Source organism: Marinobacter sp. SBS5 (genome assembly GCF_048285575.1).
Lineage (GTDB): Bacteria > Pseudomonadota > Gammaproteobacteria > Pseudomonadales > Oleiphilaceae > Marinobacter.
Map to the genome: position 1 here is coordinate 512,724 of NZ_JBLWAZ010000003.1, position 24,951 is coordinate 537,674.

20 protein-coding genes are annotated in these 24,951 nt (G+C 52.9%); 10 read left to right on the forward strand and 10 right to left on the reverse strand.

Annotation, left to right across the window (positions count from 1 at the left end; genetic code table 11):
- Positions 1 to 109 precede the first annotated feature (109 nt).
- The 6 genes from purE to ACNQ6O_RS09515 all read left to right on the forward strand — a co-directional run bounded on the left by purE (position 110) and on the right by ACNQ6O_RS09515 (position 7,318).
- Positions 110 to 601 carry a 5-(carboxyamino)imidazole ribonucleotide mutase gene (purE, locus tag ACNQ6O_RS09490; RefSeq protein ID WP_418052980.1) on the forward strand — a complete coding sequence of 164 codons (492 nt, stop codon included), beginning with the start codon at positions 110 to 112 and terminating at the stop codon, positions 599 to 601.
- Between the two features lie 36 nt (positions 602 to 637).
- Complete coding sequence (locus ACNQ6O_RS09495) at positions 638 to 1,756, forward strand: 5-(carboxyamino)imidazole ribonucleotide synthase (RefSeq protein ID WP_418052981.1); 1,119 nt, start codon at positions 638 to 640, stop codon at positions 1,754 to 1,756.
- A 71-nt stretch (positions 1,757 to 1,827) separates the two neighbouring features.
- Positions 1,828 to 2,406, forward strand: a complete 579-nt coding sequence (locus ACNQ6O_RS09500; protein ID WP_418052982.1) for a superoxide dismutase — start codon at positions 1,828 to 1,830, stop codon at positions 2,404 to 2,406.
- 250 nt (positions 2,407 to 2,656) lie between these two features.
- On the forward strand, positions 2,657 to 4,726 hold the full coding sequence (locus ACNQ6O_RS09505) for a putative bifunctional diguanylate cyclase/phosphodiesterase (protein WP_418052983.1): 2,070 nt from the start codon (positions 2,657 to 2,659) through the stop codon (positions 4,724 to 4,726).
- A gap of 26 nt (positions 4,727 to 4,752) precedes the next feature.
- The gene (locus tag ACNQ6O_RS09510; RefSeq protein WP_418053373.1) at positions 4,753 to 5,337 is read left to right on the forward strand and encodes a LemA family protein; all 585 of its coding nucleotides are present in this window, start codon (positions 4,753 to 4,755) and stop codon (positions 5,335 to 5,337) included.
- Positions 5,338 to 5,347: 10 nt separating this feature from the next.
- Positions 5,348 to 7,318: a M48 family metallopeptidase gene (locus tag ACNQ6O_RS09515; protein ID WP_418052984.1), complete on the forward strand. Its 1,971-nt coding sequence runs from the start codon at positions 5,348 to 5,350 to the stop codon at positions 7,316 to 7,318.
- Positions 7,319 to 7,442: 124 nt separating this feature from the next.
- Here ACNQ6O_RS09515 and gspD read toward each other — a convergent pair whose 3' ends face one another.
- The 4 genes from gspD to ACNQ6O_RS09535 form a co-directional block, all read right to left on the reverse strand.
- Positions 7,443 to 9,392 carry a type II secretion system secretin GspD gene (gene gspD, locus ACNQ6O_RS09520; protein WP_418052985.1) on the reverse strand — a complete coding sequence of 650 codons (1,950 nt, stop codon included), beginning with the start codon at positions 9,390 to 9,392 and terminating at the stop codon, positions 7,443 to 7,445.
- Positions 9,393 to 9,424: 32 nt separating this feature from the next.
- Entirely contained in the window at positions 9,425 to 10,291 is an 867-nt protein-coding gene (locus tag ACNQ6O_RS09525) for a type II secretion system protein N (RefSeq protein ID WP_418052986.1), read from the reverse strand.
- A 1-nt stretch (position 10,292) separates the two neighbouring features.
- Positions 10,293 to 11,084: a type II secretion system protein N gene (gene gspN, locus ACNQ6O_RS09530; protein WP_418052987.1), complete on the reverse strand. Its 792-nt coding sequence runs from the start codon at positions 11,082 to 11,084 to the stop codon at positions 10,293 to 10,295.
- Positions 11,085 to 11,208: 124 nt separating this feature from the next.
- Entirely contained in the window at positions 11,209 to 12,717 is a 1,509-nt protein-coding gene (locus ACNQ6O_RS09535; RefSeq protein ID WP_418052988.1) for a flavin-containing monooxygenase, read from the reverse strand.
- Positions 12,718 to 12,880: 163 nt separating this feature from the next.
- Here ACNQ6O_RS09535 and ACNQ6O_RS09540 point away from each other — a divergent pair, with 163 nt between their 5' ends.
- Complete coding sequence (locus ACNQ6O_RS09540; RefSeq protein ID WP_418052989.1) at positions 12,881 to 13,738, forward strand: metal-dependent hydrolase; 858 nt, start codon at positions 12,881 to 12,883, stop codon at positions 13,736 to 13,738.
- Between the two features lie 59 nt (positions 13,739 to 13,797).
- Here ACNQ6O_RS09540 and ACNQ6O_RS09545 read toward each other — a convergent pair whose 3' ends face one another.
- The 4 genes from ACNQ6O_RS09545 to ACNQ6O_RS09560 all read right to left on the reverse strand — a co-directional run bounded on the left by ACNQ6O_RS09545 (position 13,798) and on the right by ACNQ6O_RS09560 (position 17,626).
- Positions 13,798 to 14,640 carry an SDR family NAD(P)-dependent oxidoreductase gene (locus ACNQ6O_RS09545; RefSeq protein ID WP_418052990.1) on the reverse strand — a complete coding sequence of 281 codons (843 nt, stop codon included), beginning with the start codon at positions 14,638 to 14,640 and terminating at the stop codon, positions 13,798 to 13,800.
- A 267-nt stretch (positions 14,641 to 14,907) separates the two neighbouring features.
- Positions 14,908 to 16,560 carry a chaperonin GroEL gene (gene groL, locus ACNQ6O_RS09550; protein ID WP_418052991.1) on the reverse strand — a complete coding sequence of 551 codons (1,653 nt, stop codon included), beginning with the start codon at positions 16,558 to 16,560 and terminating at the stop codon, positions 14,908 to 14,910.
- Positions 16,561 to 16,635: 75 nt separating this feature from the next.
- Positions 16,636 to 16,923: a co-chaperone GroES gene (gene groES, locus ACNQ6O_RS09555; protein WP_114333243.1), complete on the reverse strand. Its 288-nt coding sequence runs from the start codon at positions 16,921 to 16,923 to the stop codon at positions 16,636 to 16,638.
- 196 nt (positions 16,924 to 17,119) lie between these two features.
- Positions 17,120 to 17,626: an FxsA family protein gene (locus ACNQ6O_RS09560; RefSeq protein WP_418052992.1), complete on the reverse strand. Its 507-nt coding sequence runs from the start codon at positions 17,624 to 17,626 to the stop codon at positions 17,120 to 17,122.
- A gap of 129 nt (positions 17,627 to 17,755) precedes the next feature.
- Here ACNQ6O_RS09560 and ACNQ6O_RS09565 point away from each other — a divergent pair, with 129 nt between their 5' ends.
- Together ACNQ6O_RS09565 and ACNQ6O_RS09570 are read left to right on the forward strand one after the other, a co-directional pair.
- Complete coding sequence (locus ACNQ6O_RS09565; RefSeq protein ID WP_247064418.1) at positions 17,756 to 18,517, forward strand: SDR family oxidoreductase; 762 nt, start codon at positions 17,756 to 17,758, stop codon at positions 18,515 to 18,517.
- A 23-nt stretch (positions 18,518 to 18,540) separates the two neighbouring features.
- A complete protein-coding gene (locus ACNQ6O_RS09570) occupies positions 18,541 to 18,864 on the forward strand; it encodes an MGMT family protein (RefSeq protein WP_418052993.1) in 324 nt (107 codons plus the stop codon).
- A 41-nt stretch (positions 18,865 to 18,905) separates the two neighbouring features.
- Here ACNQ6O_RS09570 and ACNQ6O_RS09575 read toward each other — a convergent pair whose 3' ends face one another.
- Positions 18,906 to 20,420 carry a fumarate hydratase gene (locus tag ACNQ6O_RS09575; protein WP_418052994.1) on the reverse strand — a complete coding sequence of 505 codons (1,515 nt, stop codon included), beginning with the start codon at positions 20,418 to 20,420 and terminating at the stop codon, positions 18,906 to 18,908.
- A gap of 471 nt (positions 20,421 to 20,891) precedes the next feature.
- Between ACNQ6O_RS09575 and ACNQ6O_RS09580 the strand changes: the two genes are divergently transcribed.
- The gene (locus tag ACNQ6O_RS09580; protein WP_418052995.1) at positions 20,892 to 23,693 is read left to right on the forward strand and encodes a hypothetical protein; all 2,802 of its coding nucleotides are present in this window, start codon (positions 20,892 to 20,894) and stop codon (positions 23,691 to 23,693) included.
- Between the two features lie 72 nt (positions 23,694 to 23,765).
- On the opposite strand, the gene ACNQ6O_RS09585 is transcribed toward ACNQ6O_RS09580, so the two are convergent.
- On the reverse strand, positions 23,766 to 24,824 hold the full coding sequence (locus ACNQ6O_RS09585; protein ID WP_418052996.1) for a CaiB/BaiF CoA transferase family protein: 1,059 nt from the start codon (positions 24,822 to 24,824) through the stop codon (positions 23,766 to 23,768).
- Between the last annotated feature and the right edge of the window lie 127 nt (positions 24,825 to 24,951).

Sequence of the window (24,951 nt, forward strand, 5' to 3'; positions counted from 1 at the left end):
AAAATGAAGAACCATACAGGTACCTTGTATGACGGCACCGTCTATCTTGCATGGCGGGTGGCCAATCCATACAATGGCCGGCTTTCCAATTATCACAGGACTGTTGCTTATGCAGCCGCTTGTAGGTCTCATCATGGGCTCGAAATCCGACTGGCCCACCATGGAACACGCCGCCGACATGCTCGACAAACTTGGCGTGCCCTACGAAACACGAGTCGTCTCTGCCCACCGCACACCCGACCTTCTGTTTGACTACGCCAAAACGGCTGCGGACCGTGGCTTGAAGGCAATCATCGCAGGTGCCGGTGGCGCTGCACACCTTCCGGGAATGGTGGCTTCACAAACCTCCCTGCCGGTACTTGGCGTGCCCGTTCAGTCCAAAGCCTTGAACGGCCTGGACTCGCTACTTTCAATCGTACAAATGCCAGGAGGCATCGCCGTTGGCACACTGGCCATCGGCAAAGCCGGCGCTACTAACGCAGGCTTGTTGGCAGCCCAAATTATCGGCACTTTTGACGACAACGTTCGTAAAGCCGTTGACGAATTCAGGGCAACCCAAACACAGACCGTGCTGGACAACCCTGATCCGCGCGATCAGTAAAGCCCACTCCCACACCTTCAAGGCAGGAGAGTTCGAATGAAAATCGGTGTACTAGGAGCAGGCCAGCTAGGTCGCATGCTGGCACTAGCCGGATACCCACTGGCCAAAGATTTTGTCTTTTATGACATGTCAGGAAGCCCCAGTGCCGGCCTCGGTGAAACCATCGTAGACCGGGAAGGGAAACAGCTGGACAACTTTCTATCGAAAGTAGACCGCGTGACCTACGAATTCGAACACTTACCCGTTGACGTTGCCGAAGAACTGGCTAAACACAAACCGGTACACCCCTGCCCAAGAGCCTTGAAGGTTTGCCAGAACCGCGAAGCCGAAAAAACACTGTTCGGGCAACTAGGCATTCCAACACCTGAGTGGAAAACGGCGGACAGTGCTGAATCGCTAAAAGCCGCGGCCGAAGCACTAGGCTGCCCGGTTGTTGCCAAGTCCATCACCGAAGGCTATGACGGCAAAGGTCAGGCGGTACTGAAAAGCCCGGAAGAAGCAGAAGCAGCCTGGGCGTCGATCGGGCACCCACGCGTGATCGTCGAGAAATTCGTCAACTTCAGCCGTGAAGTATCCCTCATTGCCGTGCGCGCTGAAGATGGCGATGTCGCTTTCTACCCAATCGCCGAGAACACGCACCACGAAGGCATACTGCGCTACTCCATCGCGCCTGCGCCGGGACTGCCAGCCCACGTTCAGCAAGACGCTGAGCGCTACATCAAAGCACTGCTCAATGAATTAGAGTACGTAGGTGTGCTCACGCTGGAACTGTTCGAAACGGAAAACGGCTTGGTTGCTAACGAAATGGCACCCAGAGTTCACAATTCCGGCCACTGGACCATTGAAGGCGCCATGACCAGCCAGTTCGAAAACCATATCCGAGCTGTCAGCGGCCACGCACTCGGTAATGTGGAAGCTCGCGGACTGAGCTGCATGATCAATATCATTGGCGAACACGGAGACATCGAGCGCATACTCGAACTGCCCTACGCCCACGTTCACCTTTATAACAAAGGCGAGCGTGCTGGGCGCAAGCTTGGACACATCAACATTTTGGCTGACAGCTACGAGGAATTGGTATGGCGTGTAAAAAACTGCGCCCAGTTCCTTCCGGGCAGTCCCGAATTTAAGTGCAGCCTTACAGCAAAGGGTTGAATTAAAATAATCCGCCCTTATATTGCTGGTACGCACATTCATAAACAAAGAGAGACAGGGAGAACGACCTCATGGCATTTGAACTTCCCGCACTGCCTTACGAAAAGAACGCTCTAGAGCCGCACATGTCCCAGGAAACTCTTGAGTTTCATTACGGCAAGCATCACCAGACTTACGTAACCAAACTGAACGGTCTGGTTGACGGCACTGATAATGCTGACAAGTCTCTGGAAGACATCATCAAGAGCGCTAGCGGCCCACTGTTCAACAACGCCGCTCAGGTATGGAACCACACATTCTTCTGGAACTGCCTGACGCCTAACGGCGGCGGCGAGCCTACTGGCGCTGCTAAAGAAGCTATCGAAAAAGCCTTCGGATCTTTCGACAACTTCAAGAAAGAATTCAACGACAAAGCCGCCAACAACTTCGGTTCTGGCTGGACTTGGCTGGTTAAAAAGGCAGACGGCAGCGTTGCCATCGTTAACACCAGCAACGCCGAAACTCCGCTGACCGGTACAGACAAGCCCGTTCTGACTGTCGACGTATGGGAACACGCTTACTACATCGACTACCGGAACAGCCGTCCGAACTACCTGGAAGGTTTCTGGAAGCTGGTTAACTGGGATTTCGTGAACGAAAACCTGGCCTAACTCGGCAACTGAATCTGGCAGCGAACAAAATCTCGCTGCCCAGAAACAGAAACGCCCGCTTGGCATTTCCAGGCGGGCGTTTCTGTTTATGACATAGGTCAAACTGCAACAAATCGATACACGCACTTTCAAGACATAACAGAAATTTCAGGCATACTCCGTGGCGATGAAATCGGCTTAGACCATACTATTGTCTGGGTTGTTCAACAAAACAGCCCATGCCCCAAATGCCCATGACAAATGAGTTGCAATGATCCTCATGCAAAAAACGCTCGAAGCAGAAAACCATCTGGGACATCGGATCCTGCGATGGGTGCTGGCCGTAGCGTTAATCAGTGGGCTTGCCGTGAGCACCGTGCAGGTTGTACTGGACGCACAGAGGGTGTCCTCAGACCTCAAATACCAGGCGGAACAGACCATTGCCATGGTGTACGACGCAGCAACTCAGTCCATTTTCAGCATCGACGAAACACTGGGCCAGCAGGTAGTTGACGGCCTGTTTGCCCTTGAAGCGATTAATCTTGCACGCATTTCCCATCCCGATGGTAACGAGCTAAGCAGCCGAAAGCGCTCGCCTAGCCAACTGGGGTTTCGACCAATCACCGACCTTATTTTCGGCAAAGTGTGGGTCTATAGAGAAACCCTGAAGCGTGATGATAATCCTAACGTGCCGTACGGTTACCTTGAGATTCATCTGGACACCGCTCACGACGCCCACACTTGGCTGATGCGAGCCCTCACAACCTATGCATCGGGTATCGTCATCGCTCTTATACTCGGACTGGCACTTTTCTTTCTATTCAACTGGCTTTTGGCCAGCCCATTGCTACGGATCGTAAACTCACTCAAGAAAGTTGACCCGGATCATCCGGATGAATACCTCCTCGCAGTCCCGAAGGGTCATGAGGCGAACGAACTCGGTCTCTGGGTTAACGCCACCAACAACCTGCTTGTCGCCATCGCAGAAAGCCAACAAAAGCACCGTGAAGCCGAAGACCGGGTTAATGAGCTTGCACGGATTGATACCCTGACAAGCCTACCCAGCCGTGATGCCTTCATGGAGGAGCTGCAACAGATCATCGAAACATCTAAGGCCAAGCACACTTCGTTCTCACTCATGGTGTGTGGCATTGATGATTTTAAATCGGTGAACGAACAGTGCGGCTTTCGAACCGGCGATCTTATCCTGAAAACGGTCGCCAACAGACTAAGCGCTAACTTTCCAGCAGACAGGTTCGCCCTTGCCCGCCTGGGTAGCGACCAATTCGTCATCGTTGAGAAAAAGGTCCGCGATAACTTTCACGCCGCTGAAACAGCGGAAAAGACGCTGTCGATCGTGGGCGTCCCCGTCGAAGCCGGCAGCCACCGGATTTCAATGACGTCGACACTCGGCATCTCCATCTTCCCGAACGATGCCTGCGAAGCCGACCGTTTGCTGCAAAGCGCAGAACAAACCATGGCTCTTGCAAAACAAAACAGCCAAACTCGCTTTCAGTTTTTCGTGGCCAGCATCGATCAGGAGATCCGTGATCGAAAACAGATGGAAAAAGACTTGGCTCGGGCCATCCAGAATCAGGAATTCCACATCGTTTACCAACCCCAGATCAATCTGGAGACCAAACGGGTTATTGGTGCCGAAGCGCTGCTTCGTTGGAAACATCCCGAGCACGGTTTCGTGGCGCCAGACAGATTCATTCCTATTGCTGAAACGAGCGGCTCAATTGTCGAGATCGGCAAATGGGTACTGGAACAAGCGTGCAAACAGGCTTCGCTCTGGGCCTCTGCTGGCTCTTACCTCAGAATTGCCGTGAACCTATCAGCTGTCCAGTTGAGACAGGACTCCATCGTGGACGACATTCTGGCCTGCATCGCCAAATATCAAATCCCACCCGGCCGACTGGAACTGGAAGTCACTGAAACCAGTTTTATGACCAATATGACCGACGCCGTTGCCAAACTCCACAAACTGCACAGAGCCGGAATCAGCATAGCGGTCGACGACTTCGGCACCGGCTATTCATCGCTGACATACCTGAAAAAGATGCCGGTCCAGCACCTGAAAATCGATAAACAGTTTATTCAAGACCTTCTGGTCAACGAAGAAGATACACGGATTGCGAACACCATTATCGATCTTGGCCGTAGTTTGAACCTCACCGTGATTGCGGAAGGTGTAGAGACAGCAGAACAAGAGCACTACCTCAGCGAGCGCGGCTGTAAACTCGCACAAGGGTATTTCTTCAGTAGGCCCCTGTTGCCAGAAGATTTTGAGAATTTTGTACAGACTTTTCACGCCAACATCGTGGAAAATAACGCCTAAACACAGCTCGAGGGTTAAGCATGGGAATGACAACTGTCATCGGCCTTGTTGTTATCGCGGTTGTCGTGATTTACCTGGTTTTCATTTATAACAACCTGGTATCACTGCGCAATCAGTTCAAAAATGGTTTTGCTCAGATAGACGTCCAGTTACAACGCCGGCACGATCTCATCCCAAACCTTGTGGAAGCAGCTAAAGGCTACCTCGACCATGAGAAGTCCACGCTCACGCAAGTTATGGAAGCGCGCAACAATGCCGTAAGCGCCCAAAAGGACGCCGCCAAAGACCCCAGCGACAACACCAAAATGCAGCGCTTGGGCAGTGCAGAAAACCTGCTCACCAAGGCACTGGCCAACTTCTACGCCGTCTCCGAGAACTACCCGGAGCTGAAAGCCAACGAAACCATTCAGCAGTTGATGGAAGAATTGTCCAGTACCGAGAACCGGGTCGCTTTCGCTCGCCAAGCCTATAACGATGGCGTAATGACCTATAACATCTTCCGCGAGAAGTTCCCGAACAACATCATCGCCGGTATGTTTGCGTTTAAAGAAACCGCTCAACTTCAACTGGAATCTCCTGAAGCCCGTCAGGCCCCGAAAGTCAGTTTCTGAGGCCTGATTCATGGCAACACCCGGCTTTTTTCAGCGCCAGGCTCATGCCCGGCGCAACACCAGCCTTCTTGTCGTACTATTCCTGACTGCCGTCGTTCTAATCACACTGGCGGTATGTCTGGTCGGCTATCTGGTCACCCGCAGCGAAAGCTCTCCCCTGCCCTTTCATCATTGGCTGCTGTCTTCCCACGGAATGACCACCGCTGCCGCTGTCGTCATACTGATCGGGATTGGCTCGCTGGTCCGCTGGCTCGATCTGGCCGGCGGCGGAAGTCGCGTTGCTAATATGGTCGGGGCACGCCTGATAGAGCCCGACACCCGGGATCCTGATGAACGCAAGCTGCGCAACATCGTCGAGGAAATGGCCATTGCCAGTGGCGTATCCGTTCCCGAACTTTACGTGATGGACGGCGAAACCAGTATCAATGCGTTTGTTGCAGGCTATACTCCGGGCGAAGCCGTGATGGTGGTTACCAAGGGTGCCCTGGCTCAACTAAACCGGGACGAACTACAGGGTGTGGTAGGGCACGAATTCAGCCATATTCTGAACGGGGACATGCGGCTGAACGTTCGGCTAATCGCTATTCTCGCGGGGATTCTAATGATTGGCCAAATTGGCCAGTTCTTGCTGCGAGCTGGCTTCTACAGCAGCGCCACGCGAAGCCGAAACCGGGATGGCCGGGCACAGGCAGCCATGGGCATTCTTGGGCTTGCCCTGATGATTATCGGGTATGTGGGGGTGTTTTTTGGCCGACTTATTCAAGCCGCGGTATCACGCCAGCGTGAAATGCTCGCCGACGCGTCTTCAGTACAGTTCACACGCAATCCCGAAGGCATAGGTGGCGCACTGTTCAAAATCGGAATGACCAGCGGTTATCTCGACACCACCAGCCACGCCAGCGATATGAACCACATGTGCTTTGGTGAGTCCGCTCGCATGAAGTTCTCCTCGCTGCTGGCTTCTCACCCGCCCGTCAACGAACGTATTAACGCCATACAGCCCGGATTGCTGGCACGGCTTCGAAGCCGCTTAAGAGATACCGAACCTAGCGCTAGGTTGCAAACAAAAGCCCAGTCACCAGCGGGCGTACGCATCTCAGATTTGGCCAATCAAGTTGTTGGTACTCCGGGTGCCAGGCTCTCTCCGCTTCGGTCCTCATTCACCGAAAGCGCTCCGCAACCCGCCGCCAAACTTTCGACTCGAGTGGGCACGGTCACACCACAGAGCGAAGCCTTTGCAGCCGATCTCCTGCAACAACTACCAGCCACCTTCCGAAACCTGCTCTATACCCGGGCCGGAGCCATACAGCTTTGCTACGGTTTGCTGACTTACCATCTTCCCGCTTCAGAACGTGCGCAGTGTTTGACGCTGATACCCAAACACGGCTTGTTGGGGGGACAGCCGGATATACTCGCAAAGCTCTTCCCCACCCTCTCAACGTTGGGCGAAGCGGCCAGATTCCCGATATTAGAGCTGGCAATGCCAGCACTTAGAAAACTGGATGCCGGCGAGCGCCACACCTTACTAATCAACGTCCGCAAGCTGGTCGCTGCCGATAAACGTTTGAGCTTGTTCGAATTGGCATTGAACACGTTTTTAAATCGACACCTTTCACCCAAGGCTGAGCAGGCAGTACCGGTCAGGCACAGAAGCTACCGATCGGTAAAAGCAGAGATTGAATGCGTTGTTGGGCTATTCGCACGGGCAGGCACAGACTATGAGCAAGGCGCAGCCAAACTCTACCAAGAAGCCATGGCAGGCTTCTTCTCTGGCCCGGATCAGCGCCCTGCCACCTCGGTATCCATCAAGGAGCTAAAAGCCGCCTTAGAGTCTCTGAGCCAGCTTTCTCCATTACTAAAGCCCGGAATCATCGATGCCTGCGGTCACTGTATCCTGCACGATGGTAAGGTGGATGTACGGGAATACGAACTGATGAGACTGGTAGCCGACCAATTGGATTGCCCCATGCCGCCACTGTAAACCATTATCGGCAGCCCTAAAAATCGTTGGATCAATCCCAGGCACGAAAAAGGGCCAGGTCACGACACGGCCCTCAAGCCTTAAAGTGTGCCGGGAACTGGCCCCTATCGTTTCCGATCAATGTTTAGTAGCGACGCCCTTCAAACAGCATCTCTACAGCAGGCTCTGCCTGTGGCTCTGGCAATCCCAACTTTTCACGCAGCTCAAGATTCACATCCCACAATCGATTGAACTTCTGCAGGGTGGCCGCCGACGCATCTTGCTTGCCAAGCATGATGGTCGGGCGCAAGAACACCAGCAGATTACGCTTTACGCGACTTTCACTTTCAGAGGAGAACAGGCGCCCGAGGTACGGAATGTCGCCCAATAGCGGCACTTTGCTCTTGTTAACCTGATAATCGTCCTTGATCAAACCACCCAGTACGACAGTTTCGCCATCATCCGCCAGAACGGTGGTTTTAATCTCACGCTTGTTGGTGATCAAATCGGAAGCGCCATCTACGGTTGTGGTGGAGATGTCCTCAGTGGTCTGTTCAACCACTAGGCGCACCAGGCCGTCTGCACTGATGGTCGGCGTCACCTTAAGCGACAAGCCAACATCACGGCGTTCAATGGTGGTAAACGGGTTGGTTGTGCCATCGCCAGTCACTGTAGACTGGCCGGTGCGGAACGGGACGTTCTGACCAACAATAATCTCAGACTCCTGGTTATCCAGAGTGATGATGCTCGGCGTAGACAGCAGGTTTGCCGCTGATGCAGAGGACAACGCCTGAATCAGCACACCCCAAGTGATCCCGTTCTCGTCACGGTTACCCGCTCCAATGGTAACACCCCCGCCCAGTTGCGGAACAATATCACCTACCAGTGCGCCAATAACCGAGTTCAGTCCAACCATACCGGAACCACTCGTCAGGTTCGTACCCAACACTGGCAAGGAGGACGCTGATTCATCACCGGCCGCCAGCTGCACACCCAACTGGTCACCCATCTCATCACTGATCTCAACGATCGCCGCTTCAATCATCACCTGAGCACGGCGCACGTCCAATTGAGAAACAATCTGTTCCGCTTCCTGCATCAATGAAGGGTCGCCGCGAACGACGAGAGCGTTCAAACCCTCATCCGCGAACACAGCAAAGTTATTGTTCGGGTTACCGGCGCTACCGCCTGCTCCGCCGGAACCGCCACTTTCTTTAACGGCTTCCCCCATCACCCCTTTGAGGATTTCAGTCAGGGTTTTCGCATCGGCATGGCGCAGCCGAAGAACCTTGGTGGTACCGCCACTTGCCGAGGGCTGGTCCAGCTTACGAATCAGCACGCGCATTTTTTCGCGGAAGCTGTCATCACCGCGGAGGATTAAGCGGTTGCTCCGTTCGTCGGCAGTCACATTGTACTTTTTGGAAGCATTATCATTGCCTCCGCGGCCTAGTTCACCGGGGGCCAGCTCCTGAAGCAGCTTAACCATGTCGCCAACCCAGGCTTCACGCAGCTGGATGACTTCGACTTCCGAGCGGGAAGGACTATCGAGTTCGCGAACAATCTGTTCGATTCGCTGAATATTAGAGGAATGATCACTAACGATCAGTGCATTAGCCGCTGCTACACCCGCGAGGTGCCCGTATTTAGCCACCAGAGGACGGAGAATCGGCACCAACTCCAAGGCATTCGCGTTTTCAATCTGGATCACCCGGGTGATCAGTTGCTCGGAAGGCGTGGTTTTAAAACGGTCCAGCACTTCAGCGGATTGTTTGGCATCCACCTGCTGCACCACTTTCACCACTTCTTCACCGGGGATCGCGGTAAAACCGTGTACGTTCAGAACCGCCAGGAAGAGATCGTAAATTTCATCCTTGTTCATCGGCGCACTGGAAAGCACCGTCACCTTACCTTTGACCCGCGGATCCACCACAAAACTGTAGCCGGTGATGTCCGCAACTTGCGTTACGAAGGCTCGTATATCGGCTTCCTTGAGATTTAGCCTCCAAGTTTCTTCTTGGGCCTGCGCTACGGCCATCAACGGCAGTAGAAGAACAAATAAGAGAGCCCTGAGGATGTTTGTTTTATGGTTATACATCTGGCGGTATCGTCCTGTATTGAATTACCCGATCAGTTACGCCATTGCTCGGGAATGGCATAACTGACCGTGAGTAGACTTCCGTTACGTTCTATTTCAATATCCAGCCGAGGCTGGCTGCGCCATTCGTCAAACAACGCTTTATCCTGCTCGAAGTCGCCCAATCTCTGACCATTCAATGCGGTGATCACATCACCGGGGCGCAGATTAACGGCATTCAGCATGGCATTCGAGCCATCGTACACATAGCCAGATTGGCCATTATCAGCTGCTGGACTCAACCCGTAAGCTCTAAGAGCAGCCGCCCCCTGAGCATCCAGTTGAGCTCTGGCACTGGCCAGAAATTCGTCGGGAGATCCCGCCGGTTGAGGTTGCTCCTTCGGCGTTTCCGCCAAAATACCCTCAACACCGAGAACCTCTTCAAAGGCCAGCGATTCGTATCGCCCACCTCGTCTTATTAAAATTCGTGTTGGCTCAACCTCGGCCAACTCCGCATTACCCGGTAAAGTGTCACCCACGCGGTAATACTCAGTTTCGCCATTGCTTCCGGCAACTATAGCACCAGAGTCTTCCGGGCGCTGCCCTATCAACACACCTTCCAAGCGCAAGCGTAGGCCGGTTTCGGGGGCTGATTTGCGAATCACGTCCGCTACGCCGGTCTGGGTCTCAGACCGGCCAAACAATTCATAACCGGCAATTGGCGCCAGTCCGCTGCCTTTTAGAGCCTCTTCGCTACCGGATGCCTGCCCGTATATCTCGGCTACCGGCCTGTCCGGCCAAACAAACAGCCAGGTGACTCTGGCCAGCTCTACCCCCAGATATACAACGAGAGCAACCAGCACTGCATTTGCCAGCGTGCGGGACACCCACTCCTGTGTTTGCACAGAAACTCGGGCCACGTTACAAGCCTCCTGGCAGCAGCGGCTGCTTGACCCGGAACACCACATCACTAGGGCTGGCATTCTCTGACCAAGGTTGCTGCGCCAAATCAACCATGCGCTTGTAGACGCGAATTTCCATCATGCCGTCCCAGAGAATGCTGGCATCGGCCGCAGGACCACCGCCGCCCTGCTCTGAAATATCCAATGCTACACCACCTTCGACGGTATCCAGATTGGCTTGCATCGGCGGGAACTGAGCCTGCCCCGTCTGATTTCCCATCGGCCAAGTAACCAGGCCACCGTCCCATCGCCCCAAACCATCGGCATGTTGCAGACGATCGTCAGCCCAGCTCATGTTAAGGCGGTCGATGCTCACCTTGCCTTCAATCATTGCCCCGCCACTCTGACGGATCAGGTCCTTAAACTCTGCAACGGTCACAATACCGTTAGCCGCCACTTCAAAACTGCCCGGCCAACCACCCGTGGCAATGCCTTCCACACGAGATTGTGACGAAGACACTGAAAATTCGATTGGCAATTTCAGTTCCGCGACAGAGGGCCAGTCAAGCTGCCACTGAACCCGCGCCGGGAACCCGGCCAAATGCACTTTAGCCGCACCGCTCCATAAGGTACCCGACAGTTGGCGTATCTGGACTTGAGGAGGAAGGTCGATCTGATCCGAAACCTGATGCCACACCCAACCTACCGGCACCCGAACCACCAGCGTCACCGCGAAAACAAGAAAGCCTAGCAACACCAGCAAGATGAACTTGCTAGGGCGGAAGAAAGGTTTTTGGGGGATTTCACTCATTGCATCGCGCACATTTATAAGCCGGTTGCCGAGTCTAACAAAGGCCGTTGCCAAGTGCATGATTAAAGCAATAAAAAACCCGCGCTGGTGTTATCCAACGCGGGTGTTCTCATCCCCCAAAAATTCAGGAAAATCTATAGCTTGCCGGGTCAAAGAAAGCTGCGACCTTCTTCTTCCTTGAACTTGGTTTTGCGAATCTTAAACCCGGCTCATTGACCTTAGAAAAACGAATCATTGAAGTGTCGTGTAAATAGCTCTGGATGACTTTCCATGGGCCACTTTTACCTTGTCTCGGTAAAAGATGCCTGGCGCGCGACACATAACCAGATTGCAGGTCGAGGAAAGGTTCATCAGAAAAATCATCGTCCTGCGCTTCAGGTACACAATAGGGAATCCCCTGCTTATCCATGTAATTGATTAAACGACAGCAAAACTCTGCTATCAGATCCGCTTTCAGCGTCCAGGATGAGTTGGTGTAACCAAAGGTCATAGAAAAATTCGGCATACCACTGACCATGGAGCCTTTATAGGTTAAACATTCACCGACCTTAACTTCCTTACCATCGACTACAGGCGTCACTCCGCCAAATATCTTCATATCCAGCCCTGTCGCTGTAACGACAACGTCAGCTTGAAGCTCTTTGCCTGATTTCAACCTAATACCTTGCTCAGTAAAGCTTTCAATATGATCCGTAACCACTGAAGCTTGCTTTTCCTTCAATACTTTGAACAAATCACCATTAGGTACTGCACACAACCTTTCATCCCAAGGGTTATAGCTGGGTGAAAAATGCCTCATATCGAAATCGCTCCCTAGCTGCCGCTTGGCTGCCATAAGCAAAAGTCGCCTAATCGCCTTAGGCCGCTGCCTCGAGAGACGGTACACACCGAGCTGGACACCAACATTTCTCGCCCGGGCCATTTTATAAACCAGTTTTTCTGGCAAAACTTTACGCAAACCAATAGAAATATGATCTTTCTCTGGCACTGCAGCAACATAGCTTGGAGATCTCTGCAGCATAGTCACGTGTTCCGCTTGATCACACATGGCGGGTAACAATGTGACGGCGGTGGCACCACTCCCTATAATCACGACCTTCTTGTCTTTGTACTGAATATCGTCTGTCCATTTCTGAGGGTGAACAACGTCTCCCTTGAACTTTTCAAGCCCTGGAAACTCAGGTGTATAACCCGCATCGTAATTGTAGTAACCAGTACAGCCCATCAAAAAGCAGCAGGTAAAAATCTGTTCTTCTTCGCTACCTTCCAATGTCGCAATGACTTTCCACTGAGCTTTTTCACTACTCCACTCTACACGGACAACTTTCATCCCATAAGCAATGTGTTGAGTGATGTTATATTCCTGCGACGTCTCCTTTATGTAATTCAAGATCGAAGCGCCATCAGCAATACTCTTCTCGCTTGTCCACGGTTTGAAGCTATACCCCAACGTAAACATGTCAGAATCTGACCGTATACCCGGGTAGCGAAATAAGTCCCAAGTTCCGCCCATCGAAGATCGACTCTCTAAGATTGCAAATGTCTTTCCAGGACAATTCCTTCTCAAGTGAGCAGCTGCACCTATCCCGGACAAACCTGCCCCTATGATCAAAACATCAACATGCTTATTCATAACCCCTCCGAATTCACTGGCCCCATCATGGAACCACCCTCCACCTGCCACGGACTCAGCCAGCAGAACAGTTTAACTCTGGACAATGCTACACTGACCAATGTAACATTGTCTAGGTAACAAATTGGCGCAAGTGAAAAAACAAATCCATGTGGAGGCTAATATGAGTCAGCCGAACAAGAAAACGCCCATGCTAATGCCAACTAGACGCGACATTAAGTTCAAACTAGATCCTAAGATTATTGGCGAATGGCACCATTCTGGCGGCCCCATTGTCACTACGTTTCTAAACACGTTTTCAACCATCCTCCCGGTCGGTGAGCGCTTTTTTATCGATAGCGTTAGAGTCTATCGAGATAAAATCGAAGACCCTGAGTTAAAAAAAGCCGTCACGGCCTTCATTGGTCAAGAGGCCATGCATGGACGTGAGCATGAGGAATATAACTCTGCATTTTTAGCCAAAAATCCGGCTGCCAGAAAATTTGAATGGAGCGTTACCAAACTCCTAAAGGCGATGACAAAATATGCGCCGAAATCTTTCGGACTTTCATCCACGATTGCCCTCGAACACTTTACTGCGCTGCTGGCTGACGGAGTGCTTTCTGAACCTCTTGTCACCGAAGGTGCAGATCCGCAGTACGCAGCCTTATGGCGCTGGCATGCCTTGGAAGAGACTGAGCATAAAGCCGTTGCTTATGACGTTTGGGATGTAGTGATGGGAAAGGGCACGGGCGCCTACCTAGGCCGAAGCGCCGGTTTTGTTACTGCAACCGTCATCTTTTGGGGTTTAACGATTCCAGCATTTATTGCAGCATTGCGCTCCGAAGGCCAGATCACCAATTGGGACGGCTGGAAGAAATTTTTCAGATTCACAATGGGCGATATTGGATTGCTACGCCGACAAATCGGCAATTATATGGATTACTTCCGACCGGGCTTTCACCCTTGGGATCACGACAACCGAGAGTATCTAGAGCAAATAGATAGGTTTCTTGCTGATCAAGAAGCCGTAGCCGCTTAATTAATGCTTGCTAGGGCGCGGACTGTAGCCTCTACATTCCGCACCCTTTTTCAATTGGTTTATTTCGCAGTTAAAGCCAGCGATTTTTGCACCAAAGATTGATACGACGCCGGCAAAGCTCTCGTCATGTAGTCCAACACCTTCGCATCTGGCCCAATTAATATTCTGCGCTGATTTTTCTTCACACCTTTCAAAATTACCGACGCCGCTGTCTCAGGCGTCGTCATGAAAAGGCTTTCAAACTGATCGCGCATTTCCTCGGCATTTGCTTGCTTGGAAATACTTTCAACACTCTTATTCATTCGAGCATTCTTGGCAATATTGGTCTTAATGCCACCAGGATGAACGCAGCTGGCAGAAACCCCTCCCCTCTCCAGATCCAACTCCTGCCTGAGCGATTCGGTAAATCCTCTGACCGCAAACTTCGAGGCATTATAGGCACTCTGAGTCGGCTGAGAGAACAGGCCAAACACACTAGAAATATTCACAACATGCCCCTCTTCACCCGAGGACTTTATATATGGCAAGAATGCTTTAGTGCCATATATCACACCCCACAGATTAATATTTATAATCCACTCATAATCTTCCAATGGGGTTTCTTCCACCGTACCGCCCATCGCAACACCGGCATTATTAAAAATCAGGTTTACCTTTCCGTGATAATCTACAACCTTGTTGGCCCATTGATTCATCGCTACGTTATCGGATACATCCAAGATGTCGTGACACACTTTGACATCGTACTTTTGCAACTCAGATACCGTTTTCTTTAATCCAACCGTGTCCACATCACTCACCGCAAGATGGCAACCTTCCTTCGCCAAGGCAATGGCAAGGGCACGACCAATACCAGAAGCCGCTCCAGTAACAGCAGCCACTTTATTTCGAAAACTTTTCATTGATAAGAACTCCAATAGTTAGCAATCCGAGTTGCTTTTGGGGACAGGCATGTCAGTGCTTCAAAAAACACAAGCCCATCAGAGGCAACCAACCTATACATCAATCAGTGTAACATAGAATGATGGATTGGTTAATTTAACCCTTAAACCTGACGCCTACCCAAAAGTGAAGAATCCATAACCACGAAGCCAATAAAAAACCCCGAAAGTCAGGGACTTTCGGGGTTTTAGACGCGATGAACGCGGGCTAATCATCTACATGATGATTTACATCATGCCACCCATACCGCCCATTCCACCCATGCCGCCCATGTCTGGCATACCAGCGCCAGCACCTTCTTCAGCCGGCTCGTCAGCAACCATCGCCTCGGTGGTGATGATCAAAGACGCTACGGATGCCGCGGCTTGCAAGGAAGAACGGGTAACTTTAGCTGGGTCAAGAATACCCATTTCCAGCATGTCGCCGTATTCTTCAGTCGCTGCATTGTAACCGAAGGCCTTGTCGCCCTCGCGAACCTTTGCAACCACTACAGAAGATTCACCGCCTGCATTGAATACGATCTGACGCAGAGGCGCTTCCATGGCGCGACGCAGAATGTTTACACCGGCTTTCTGCTCTTCGTTGATCGCGTCAACCTTGTCCAGAGCTGCAATAGCGCGGATCAGGGTTACACCACCACCTGCAACGATGCCTTCTTCAACGGCAGCGCGGGTAGAGTGCAGCGCGTCTTCAACACGGGCCTTCTTCTCTTTCATTTCTACTTCAGAGCCAGCACCGATCTTGATAACCGCAACACCGCCAGCCAGCTTGGCTACGCGCTCTTGCAGCTTCTCTTTGTCGTAATCGGAAGAGCTGTCTTCGATCTGCTTACGGATCTGCTCAACACGGGCTTCGATATCAGCCTGGGCACCAGCACCATCGATGATGGTGGTGTTTTCCTTGGTTACGTTAACGCGCTTGGCAGTACCCAAGTCGTCCAGAGTAGTGTTCTCCAGAGTCAGGCCTACTTCTTCGGAAATGACAGTACCGCCAGTCAGAATAGCGATGTCCTGCAGCATTTCCTTACGACGGTCACCAAAGCCCGGCGCTTTAACCGCGTTCACTTTAACGATGCCGCGCATGTTGTTCACAACCAGCGTCGCCAACGCTTCGCCTTCGATATCTTCTGCGATGATTTGCAGCGGCTTACCAGCTTTAGCAACGGCTTCCAGTACTGGCAGCAGTTCGCGGATGTTGGAGATCTTCTTGTCTACCAGCAGGATGAACGGGTCGTCCAGTTCTGCAGACATGTTGTCCTGGTTGTTGATGAAGTACGGGCTCAGGAAACCACGGTCGAACTGCATACCTTCAACCACGTCCAGCTCGTCTTCCAGACCACGGCCTTCTTCAACGGTGATCACGCCTTCTTTACCAACGCGCTCCATTGCATCTGCAATGATACGGCCGATCGTTTCGTCGCCGTTGGCAGAGATGGTACCTACCTGGGCGATGTTGCGGCTGTCGTCGCAAGGAGTGGCCATTTCACGGATCGCTTTAACGGCTTCAGCAGTCGCCTTGTCGATGCCGCGTTTCAGGTCCATCGGGTTCATGCCAGCAGTAACGGCCTTGATGCCTTCGCTAACAATCGCCTGAGCCAGAACGGTTGCGGTGGTGGTGCCGTCACCGGCAGTTTCGTTGGCCTGGGAAGCAACTTCCTTAACCATCTGCGCGCCCATGTTTTCGAACTTGTCTTTCAGCTCGATTTCTTTAGCGACAGATACACCGTCTTTGGTTACGGTCGGAGCACCGAAAGACTTTTCCAGAACCACATTACGGCCTTTAGGGCCCAGGGTAACCTTCACGGCGTCAGCCAGAATGTTTACACCTTTTACCATGCGCTTACGGGCGCTATCACCAAACTGAACTTCTTTTGCTGCCATGTCTCTAATTCCTGTTCGTTAAACTGAAATTTGATCGATCGGATAAATGTGCGTTCGTGCGAATCGCTTAGGCGATTACTCAAGCACGCCGTAGATATCGTTCTCGCTCATGATGAGCAGCTCTTCACCGTCTACCTTAACGGTATTGCCGGCGTACTGGCCGAAAACAACGGTGTCACCAACTTTAACCGCCAGTGAGCGAGTTTCGCCGTTCTCGAGAATGCGGCCGTTACCTACAGCGATAACTTCACCTTGAGACGGCTTCTCTTTAGCGTTACCCGGCAGCACGATGCCACCTGCAGTTTTCTCTTCTTCTTCCTTACGGCGCACAACAACACGGTCGTGTAGCGGACGAATCTTCATTGCTCGGTTTCTCCAATAGTCAGATTAATATGGCAATGACAATTGCTTGTTAAAAAATGTCTGGTCGGGACGCCCCGACCTGACAAACTGCCCGGTCTCCAAACATCTGATAGACAGCGCTTTTCGACCCGCGGCGAATCTGTGCAACTTAAATGGGGCTGCCTGATACGTTTTCAACACCCCCAACGAAAAATTTTTACTTTTTTTCCAGCCTGTCCCGGTCAGATTCGGTCTGATCCTGATACTCACCTTCAATGATGTCGCCGCCTGCATCACGATCGAACGGCCGCTGCGGCCCGAACGGCCCAGTGCCACCGCCCGCATGGAAGTGGAAGCTGCGGCTCTGCCCCGCGACAACCATCCGCTTCATCGCCTGCCCGGCCAGCCAGTGCCGCGTGCCCGGCAACAAACAGAAAAACCCAAAGGCGTCGGTGATAAAGCCCGGAGTTAGCAGCATCGCGCCACCAACAGCCAAAATCAGCCCTTCGGCCACCTCTTTGGCTGGCAGCTCACCGCTGTTCAGGCGCTGATTGGCCCGCAACAACGTAGCCAGCCCCTGCTTTCTCAGCAGCCAAGCCCCCACGATGGCCGTCAGGAAGACCAACGCAATCGTGTTGATCGCGCCGATCACGCCCCCTACCTTGATGAGCACCACCAGTTCGGCAACGGGCATGACAATAAACAGAAAAAGGAAAACCGGCATATTGGCCTCGAGGTCGTGAATGTGTGTTCGGCAACGTCTGGTATACTCCGCGCCATACAAATAATGACTCAAAGCCACGGGCACACAGTTAATTCTTACCATCACTGAGAAACTAACTAAGGGCAAACTATGAAACTTCAAGACTCCGTAATTGCAATTACTGGCGGCGGCCAGGGCCTAGGCCGTGCCATGGCCGAATATCTGGCGGCAAAAGGTGCCAAACTGGCGCTGATCGACCTGATGGAAGACAAGCTGGCCGAATCGGTTGAAGCCTGCAAAGCAGCCGGCGTTGAAGCCAAAGCCTACGTTTGCAACGTGGCAAAAGAGGAAGACGTTGAAAACACTTTCAAGGCCATCGTTGAAGACTTCGGCCAACTCAACGGCCTAATTAACAACGCTGGCATCCTGCGTGATGGCCTGATGGTAAAAGTTAAAGACGGCAAGCTCGAAAAGCGCATGGAGCTGAGCCAGTGGCAGTCCGTGATCGACGTCAACCTCACCGGCGTGTTCCTGTGTGGCCGTGAAGCCGCGACCCGCATGATCGAAAACGGTGACAAAGGCGCGATCATCAACATCGCTTCGATCTCCCGTGCCGGCAACATGGGCCAGAGCAACTACTCCGCTGCCAAAGCCGGCGTGTCTGCACTGGTACCGGTTTGGGCCAAAGAACTGGCTCGTTACGGCATCCGCTGCATGGGCATCGCCCCGGGTTTCATCGAAACCGAGATGACGGCCTCCATGAAGCCTGAAGCTCTGGAGAAAATGACCGCAGGCATCCCGCTCAAGCGCATGGGCAAGCCTGAAGAAATCGCTTCAGCAGCCGCGTTCATTTTCGAGAACGACTACGTTTCCGGTCGTATGATCGAAGTAGACGGCGCGCTTCGCCTCTAATCGGCTCAATAGCGGAGTTCTACGTGGACGAGTTTGAAAACGAACCCACTAAAGAACAGAAAATCTGGCAGGTGGTGGCCGCAATCCCTCCGGGGAAAGTGGCCAGCTACGGTCAGGTTGCCGCGATGGCGGGTCTTGGTCGCCAGGCCCGCTTTGTTGGCCGGGCCTTGGGCAAGTTGCCCGCCGGCCACAGCATTCCCTGGTACCGGGTTCTAAGGAGCAACGGCCAGATTGCTTTTCCTGAAGGTACAGAAACCCGTCAACTGCAAACTGAAAATCTGCGATTGGAAGGGGTAGAAGTAAACAAAGGAAGGGTATCGATGAAAAGCTTTCAGTGGCAGCCCTGAACACTCGCTCAGGGCCGCACTGATATTACGAAAGGCTCAGATCACACAGACTTGGCTGCAATGATCTTTTCATGCCACTCAACCGGGCCGGTCTGGTGCACAGAGCTACCACGAGAGTCAACCGCCACCGTTACCGGCATGTCTTCCACTTCAAACTCGTAGATGGCTTCCATACCCAGCTCTTCAAAGGCCACCACTTCTGCACCTTTGATTGCCTTGGACACCAAGTAAGCAGCACCGCCAACGGCCATCAGATACACCGCGCCGTGCTTCTTAATAGCGTCAATGGCAACTTGGCCGCGCTCGGCTTTACCGATCATGCCGGTCAGGCCGGTTTTCTCCAGCATCGTATCGGTGAACTTGTCCATACGGGTGGCCGTGGTGGGGCCTGCGGGGCCAACCACTTCTTCGCGTACAGGATCAACCGGGCCTACGTAATAGATGAAGCGGCCTTTCAGATCCACCGGCAGCTCTTCGCCGCGCTCGATCATGTCTACCATTTTCTTATGCGCGGCATCACGGCCCGTCAGCATTTTGCCAGACAGCAGAACCGTTTCACCCGGCTGCCAGTCTTTTACATCTTCCGGCGTAACGGTATCCAGGTTCACGCGGCGAACGTTCTCACCCACTTCCCAAGTGATTTCCGGCCAGTCGTCCAGGCTCGGAGGAGTTTGCAGGGACGGGCCAGTGCCATCCAGCGTGAAGTGCGCGTGACGAGTTGCCGCACAGTTCGGAATAATTGCTACCGGCTTGTTAGCTGCGTGAGTCGGGTAATCTTTCACCTTCACGTCCAGAACCGTGGTCAAACCACCCAGACCCTGAGCACCAATACCCAGGTCGTTCACTTTCTCGAACAGCTCTAGGCGCAGCTCTTCGGCACGGTTAGAAGCACCGCGCTCTTGCAGGTCGTGAATGTCGATTGGGTCCAGCAGGGACTCTTTCGCCAGCTCCATCGCCTTTTCAGCGGTACCACCAATACCGATACCTAGCATGCCAGGCGGACACCAGCCAGCACCCATCTGCGGAATCATTTTCAGAACCCACTCTACAACCGAGTCGGACGGGTTCAGCATGGCAAACTTGGACTTGGCTTCAGAACCGCCGCCTTTAGCTGCCACGTGCACCTCAACGGTGTTACCCGGAACCATCTTGTAGTGAATGATGGCGGGGGTGTTGTCTTTGGTGTTCTGGCGCTTGCCGTCCGGGTCAGCCAGCACGGAGGCACGCAACACGTTGTCCGGATGGGTGTAGGCGCGGCGAACACCTTCGTTGATCACGTCGTCCAGCGCCATATCGCACTCAAACTTCACATCCATACCGATGTTCACGAACACGGTCACGATGCCGGTGTCCTGACAAATCGGGCGGTGGCCCTGGGCGCACATGCGTGAGTTGATCAGAATCTGGGCCATGGCGTCTTTCGCCGCCTGAGACTCTTCCCTCTTATAGGCCTCGTACACGCCCTGAATGAAATCCTTCGGGTGGTAATAGGAAATAAACTGCAGCGCATCGGCTACGCTTTCGATCAGGTCGTCCTGGCGGATTACGGTGGTCATAGTCGCCTCATCAGCTTTCTGATTATGGAAGTGCGCAGAACCGCCAAAGTGGCCCTGCTTATAAAGGAAGCGAGAGTTTACCAGAAATTTCGACACGCGAGCGATGCAACGGAAGGCGAAACAGACTATGACCTTGCTAGCCAGAATTTATGGGGCTTTCTGGGTATTTTCGAAACAAATTGTTAAATCCAGGCCCTGCAGCCGCCCTTAACTCGACAAACCCCTAAATGCACTCTATTTTTCAAGGAGGCTACTCCAACTGTGCGAGGAGGGGTTGCAACGAAGAATCACACTTTTGGCTGATCAACACTTGCCAAGGTGTCGCTATAGTCGATGCTACAGAAATTGGCTTTAAGCGCTGGCTACGATTTCAGACAAATAAGCACAACAGGCAAAAGAACGGAATTCAGGGGCCGACCGGTTCCGTCTAAGCCGGATATAACGATACAACAACAGGAAAAGGTTCCACCCATGTTCAAGAAAACTCTAATAAGTCTTGCCGTGGCTTCTACTCTAGGGTTGACGGGCTGCTTTGATAGCGGCAGCAATGACAAGAACGCTAACCCGAGCCCGAAATACAAAGATTCTTCTATTGATGGGAAGACTTGGCCGGTATTTAATCCGGCTACCAGTCAGCTACCTCTTCCTAACGACTTGATTTTCGATAGCAAACAAGGCGATGGAACCTTTGGCGTTGCAGATACTAAGCCACCAGTCACGACTGCGCTCAACGAGCTGTCCGGTGCTTCAACGGTAGCCCCCGCGGTCATCCAAACCAACGGTCAGCTAGATATCGAGACTGTTGTGTATGGCAAGTCCGTACACCTCATTGAGCTAGCTTACGCCAGCGAAGATCCACTTCGAGCTCTCTCTATCAGTGAGCCCCCCACTCTAGGTCTTGCCGTGGGCAGCTCACCTGTTCTCGCAAGAGCCGATGTGGAAACTTTAGACGGCACCTCGGCCATTCGCATCCTCCCGCTTGAGCCCTTAAAGCCCAAAAAGCGTTATGTAGTCTTGATCACCACCGATGTTAAAGACATTAACGGCGATTCTATTATTCAAGATCCCGTTTACGCCAACATAACTGCCTCAGGTACGGCGCAGGACCCGAATGCCGGACTGCTTAGCAATGCATTAGCTCCAGTAAGAACTCTGGTCAACAAGCTTTGGGAGCCTTTAGCCCTTGCCTACGCCAAGGCAGCTGGCAGCCCAATTACTGAAGACCAGATAGCTTTGACTTACAGCTTCACCACGTCTAACGATGAGAAAGCGCTGCAGTACATTGCGGAGCCTGCTGCGTGGTTTGAAGACCAGCTTGAGTCATTCATTAAAGTATCCGCAGCGAAACAAGCGATCGCTGGAGGCGCAAGTGATTACGCTACAGTCAAAGCTACCGTAGACGGCGCCTATGGAGCCTTCCCAAATATTCCGCTGGGTGACAGTGGTAAAACAGCTGTCGAAGCCCTGGCCTCGCTATATGGCAATAGCGCCCCATGTTCAGGCACAGTCAAAGCTGGAGGTTCGGCGGCTATCGATTGTGCTGCAGTAGCGCTCGCTTCTAACTTTGCAGCCTCCGGAGCCCTTCCAACACCGTCACCACTTAATCGAAGTGCTAACGACTTTGTACTGGGTGCGCCCGTGCCGGTTGGGCTTGTTTCTGCCGTAGCCTCGAGCACTCTTGCAGCGCTCAAACAAGTAAATTTAGCACCGAATGATGTTTTGGCCGCACAAGGCACGGTCAACCTCCCCTACTACTTAGGAACTTCAGGTGCTGACCTGGTGACCAAGTCTTGGGTTGCAGATAGCAACCTAGCGGCAGCACTGAACGCCGCATTCACAGGTACAGGGTTATCTATTCCCCAAGCAGACCCTGCCGTATCCACGGCGGTGAACCACATTTTCCCATTCCCCAAAAAGCAAGCTGATGTAAAAGCTCCGGCACTGGTGCTTTACCCGGCTACTACTACGGTGAAAGGCATCGTGTTGTTCCAACACGGCATCACCACTGACCGGAGCACAGCGCTGACCATTGGCAGTGCCATGGCTGCGAACGGGTATGTTGTGGTTGCTATTGACCAGCCGCTGCATGGTATTGCGCCTGGAGACTCCGAAGAACAGAAAGCACTTGCCTCCCAATTGATCGATGGAGGTATCGCTGCAGGAGTTCCACTTACCAATGATGAAACCAGCGTTAATGCTCTGATCGCTGGTACTCTTAACATAGGGTTTGTAATCCAATCCGGTGCGGCCAGTAATCCGACTGAAGCTCAGGCAGTAATTGAGAATGTGTTAAGCGGAGGAACAACAGGCAACGCATCCCTTGACGCAGCAATACAGTTCCTCGCGTCAGCGGAGAATACCGTTGAAAACAACGGCAGCACCATTCCCGGCATTGCCGCACAAGAAGGCAACGAGCGTCACTTTGGCTTCTACGCTGCTCAACCCGGCGTACCCAGCCCGATGACCGAAACTAAAGGCGATTCAGGCAGTCTGTTCATCAACTTGACAAATTTCTTGGGCACTCGCGATAACCTTCGTCAAAGCGCAGTAGATCAAATGAACTTGCGCGCAAGTCTCGCCGGCCTCACGCTCCCGGTGGACGAGTCGAATAGCATCACTATCGCGCCAACGACACCGGTACTGTTTGTCGGCCACTCCCTGGGCACCATAACCGGCGCACCATTTGTAGCCGCGGTTAACGGAGATCAGCTAGCGACCACGATCAGCAACGGCACTCCTGAAGGCACAGTGCCATCAGCATTCAACAACATTGCCGGTGCGGCCTTGTTGACTCCGGGCGGCGGCGTCGTTCGCACTCTGGAAAACTCACCTACGTTTGCCCCGCGCATTTTGCCTGGCCTTCAAGCAGCTGCAGGTCTGACACAGGGTGATTCTGGCTTGGAAACCTACTTCAATGTTTTCCAGGCTGCAGTTGATACCGCTGATCCGATCAACTTCGCTGACAACCTTGCCAGCTTGGCAACACCGCTGGCCCTTGTAGAAGCGCCCAACGATACTGTAATTCCTAACTCGGCTGACGCTATTTGGGGAGGAGCACCACTCAAAGGCAATTTCACAACCGAAAGCGGTGCCAATGTGATGATCGACAGCTTCAACGCTCCGCTAGCCGGCACCCAGCCCCTAGCATTGACCGGAACAGCAGTTACGACCATTCCAGCCGGCACCCATGGTGGCCCAGTTGACCCTCAGGACGCTGGATTTTCGGCATTCGTGCAACAAACGCTAACCCTGCTTGGCACGGTAGCACCGTAAAACCACTAGCAGTCTAAACAAAAAAACCGGCCTAGAGGGCCGGTTTTTTTGTTTATTACAGAGGCAAACGGTTCAACCAAATCGAATCGGCAACCCCAACTGCCTTTGCCCAACACCATCCCCCCGATCCCTCTCAACAACCATTCCCCTAGCCTTCATCTGAGGATGCTCCGCAGCCTCTTCAATCGTTAATGCCGGCTCCACACAGGCATCCACCTCTGCAAAAATCTCGCGCCATTCCGCAAACGTTTTTTCAGCTACTTTTTGCTTTATGGCTCTCTTTAACGCCTGCTGCTGTTCCGGGTTTTGGCTAAGCGCAAAGCTCTTCATCTCCGGAATTTCCAGCGCATCGCACAAGCGCGCCGAGAATTGCGGTTCCAGGCTTCCCACAGATAACCATCGGCCATCGCTGGTCTGGTAGTAGTCGTAGAAGGTGCCGCCATTGAGCATGCCACACTCCGGCTTCTGGGTTTGGCCGCCCGCGATGGCTGCGGCGCCGGCCATAGCGTTCATAGCGAAGGCGGCATCGGTCATGCTGATGTCCACGAAAGCGCCCTCACCGGTCTGCTGGCGCCGTATAACGGCAGCTAGGATGCCCATCACCGCGTGGTGGGAGCCGCCTGCTACGTCGGCTATCTGAATCCCCATCGGTGGTGGGCCACTGTCGGCTCGGCCGCAGTGGCTGGCGACACCGGAAATGGCAAGGTAGTTAATGTCGTGGCCGGCGCGGTCTTTGTATGGGCCGGTTTGGCCGTAGCCGGTGATGGCGCAATAAATCAGCTTGGGGTTGATGGCTTTGAGGGTCTCGTAACCGATACCGAGGCGATCCATCACACCGGGTCTAAATTGCTCCACAACGATGTCGTAGTCTTGCACCAACTCTTTGATTTTATCGGCACTGCCTTCCTGCTTCAGGTTGAGCTGGAGGGTTTGCTTGCCACGGCCTAAATAGGAATACGCCGTGCTGAATTTGCCATCAAACGGCGGTATCACTTTCACCAAGTCCACTCTGTCTGGCGCTTCTACCCGAAGCACTTCAGCACCCATATCGGCCAACATCATGGTGGCGTAGGGCCCAGGTAATAACGTGCTGAAATCGAGGACTTTCAGTTCTTTGAGCGGGGCTGTCACGGCAATCTCCTGTCGTTTTGTTTGTCGTTATTAGTCGATGAACTCATGCTGCCGGTTTTTCATGCCTCGGCCAACTACCCCTTTGGCCAATCCCATTGGCAAAATCTTCCATCTTCGCAGTCATTCA

Bases quoted from the DNA above. Each gene is read 5' to 3' on its own strand.
- purE (WP_418052980.1), top strand. From the start codon at position 110: ATGCAGCCGCTTGTAGGTCTCATCATGGGCTCGAAATCCGACTGGCCC.
- ACNQ6O_RS09495 (WP_418052981.1), top strand. From the start codon at position 638: ATGAAAATCGGTGTACTAGGAGCAGGCCAGCTAGGTCGCATGCTGGCA.
- ACNQ6O_RS09500 (WP_418052982.1), top strand. From the start codon at position 1,828: ATGGCATTTGAACTTCCCGCACTGCCTTACGAAAAGAACGCTCTAGAG.
- ACNQ6O_RS09505 (WP_418052983.1), top strand. From the start codon at position 2,657: ATGATCCTCATGCAAAAAACGCTCGAAGCAGAAAACCATCTGGGACAT.
- ACNQ6O_RS09510 (WP_418053373.1), top strand. From the start codon at position 4,753: ATGACAACTGTCATCGGCCTTGTTGTTATCGCGGTTGTCGTGATTTAC.
- ACNQ6O_RS09515 (WP_418052984.1), top strand. From the start codon at position 5,348: ATGGCAACACCCGGCTTTTTTCAGCGCCAGGCTCATGCCCGGCGCAAC.
- gspD (WP_418052985.1), bottom strand. From the start codon at position 9,392: ATGTATAACCATAAAACAAACATCCTCAGGGCTCTCTTATTTGTTCTT.
- gspN (WP_418052987.1), bottom strand. From the start codon at position 11,084: ATGAGTGAAATCCCCCAAAAACCTTTCTTCCGCCCTAGCAAGTTCATC.
- ACNQ6O_RS09535 (WP_418052988.1), bottom strand. From the start codon at position 12,717: ATGAATAAGCATGTTGATGTTTTGATCATAGGGGCAGGTTTGTCCGGG.
- ACNQ6O_RS09540 (WP_418052989.1), top strand. From the start codon at position 12,881: ATGAGTCAGCCGAACAAGAAAACGCCCATGCTAATGCCAACTAGACGC.
- ACNQ6O_RS09545 (WP_418052990.1), bottom strand. From the start codon at position 14,640: ATGAAAAGTTTTCGAAATAAAGTGGCTGCTGTTACTGGAGCGGCTTCT.
- groL (WP_418052991.1), bottom strand. From the start codon at position 16,560: ATGGCAGCAAAAGAAGTTCAGTTTGGTGATAGCGCCCGTAAGCGCATG.
- groES (WP_114333243.1), bottom strand. From the start codon at position 16,923: ATGAAGATTCGTCCGCTACACGACCGTGTTGTTGTGCGCCGTAAGGAA.
- ACNQ6O_RS09560 (WP_418052992.1), bottom strand. From the start codon at position 17,626: ATGCCGGTTTTCCTTTTTCTGTTTATTGTCATGCCCGTTGCCGAACTG.
- ACNQ6O_RS09565 (WP_247064418.1), top strand. From the start codon at position 17,756: ATGAAACTTCAAGACTCCGTAATTGCAATTACTGGCGGCGGCCAGGGC.
- ACNQ6O_RS09575 (WP_418052994.1), bottom strand. From the start codon at position 20,420: ATGACCACCGTAATCCGCCAGGACGACCTGATCGAAAGCGTAGCCGAT.
- ACNQ6O_RS09580 (WP_418052995.1), top strand. From the start codon at position 20,892: ATGTTCAAGAAAACTCTAATAAGTCTTGCCGTGGCTTCTACTCTAGGG.